Origin of the sequence: Cytobacillus sp. S13-E01 (genome assembly GCF_029193815.1) — a bacterium.
In the GTDB taxonomy this organism is placed as follows: Bacteria; Bacillota; Bacilli; order Bacillales; family Bacillaceae_L; genus Bacillus_BV.
Map to the genome: position 1 here is coordinate 78,539 of NZ_JARFVC010000015.1, position 1,426 is coordinate 79,964.

The window sequence follows — 1,426 nt, forward strand, 5'->3', positions numbered from 1 at the left end:
ATCTTTTGCCGGCCATTTACAGCTTGGAAAGTTAGTTGTTTTATATGATTCAAATGATATTTCACTTGATGGTGATTTAGATCGTTCTTTCTCTGAAAGTGTTGAAAAACGCTTTGATTCATATGGCTGGCAATATATCAGAGTTGAAGACGGTAATAATCTGGAAGAAATATCTAAGGCACTTGCTGAGGCAAAAGCCAATCAGAACCGCCCAACCTTAATTGAAGTGAAAACAACGATTGGCTATGGTTCGCCAAATAGAGCTGGAACATCTGGTGTGCATGGTGCACCACTTGGAGCAGACGAGGCGAAACTTACGAAGGAAGCTTATAACTGGACGTTCGAACAGGATTTTCATGTTCCGGATAAAGTATATTCTCATTTCCGTACGTCTATCTATGAGCCTGGTGAAAAGAAAGAACAAGAATGGAATGAGTTGTTTGCACACTATAAATCACAATATCCTGAGCTTGGCAAACAACTTGATGCAGCTATTTTGGGTAAACTTCCAGAAGGTTGGGAAAATCACCTGCCTAAATATGAAGAAGGCAAAAGCTTAGCATCACGTGCGTCATCTGGTGAAACCTTAAATGCAATCGCAAACCACGTACCACAATTTTTTGGTGGCTCAGCTGACTTAGCAGGCTCAAACAATACCATGATCAAAGGTGCTGGGGACTTTACTCCAAATGATTACAGCGGACGCAACATTTGGTTTGGTGTTCGTGAGTTTGCAATGGGTGCTGCGTTAAATGGTATGGCATTACATGGTGGGGTTAGAGTATACGGTGGAACATTCTTTGTATTCTCTGATTACTTACGTCCTGCAATCCGACTAGCTGCTTTGATGAAACTGCCAGTAACTTATGTGTTTACACATGACAGTATTGCCGTTGGTGAAGATGGTCCAACCCATGAGCCGGTTGAACAGTTACCTGCATTACGTGCAATGCCTGGCCTGGGTGTTATCCGTCCAGCTGATGGAAATGAAACAGCGGCTGCATGGAGACTAGCAATGGAATCAACTGACAAACCGACAACCTTGGTTCTTACTCGTCAAAACCTACCAACTATTGCCGGTACAATTGATAAGGCCTATGAAGGCGTGAAAAAAGGTGCGTATGTCATTTCAGAGGCTCAAAATAATAACCCTGAGGGCCTATTATTAGCATCAGGTTCAGAAGTGGGCCTTGCCGTCGAAGCGCAAAAGGCACTTGCTAGCGAGAACATTCATGTTTCTGTTATCAGTATGCCTTCATGGGATCGCTTTGAAGAGCAGTCTGCGGAATATAAAAATACAGTTATCCCTAAGTCTGTTAAGAAACGCCTTGGAATCGAAATGGCGTCATCACTAGGATGGGAACGCTACACTGGTGACGAAGGTGAAGTAGTAGCGATTAATCAGTTTGGTGCATCTGCACCAGGT

Annotated in this window: 1 protein-coding gene; it reads left to right on the forward strand. The window is 43.3% G+C overall.

Annotated features, from left to right (window positions below):
• Positions 1–1,426: transketolase family protein (locus tag PY093_RS11465; protein ID WP_275646016.1), on the forward strand; the 1,426-nt coding region annotated here is incomplete at both ends.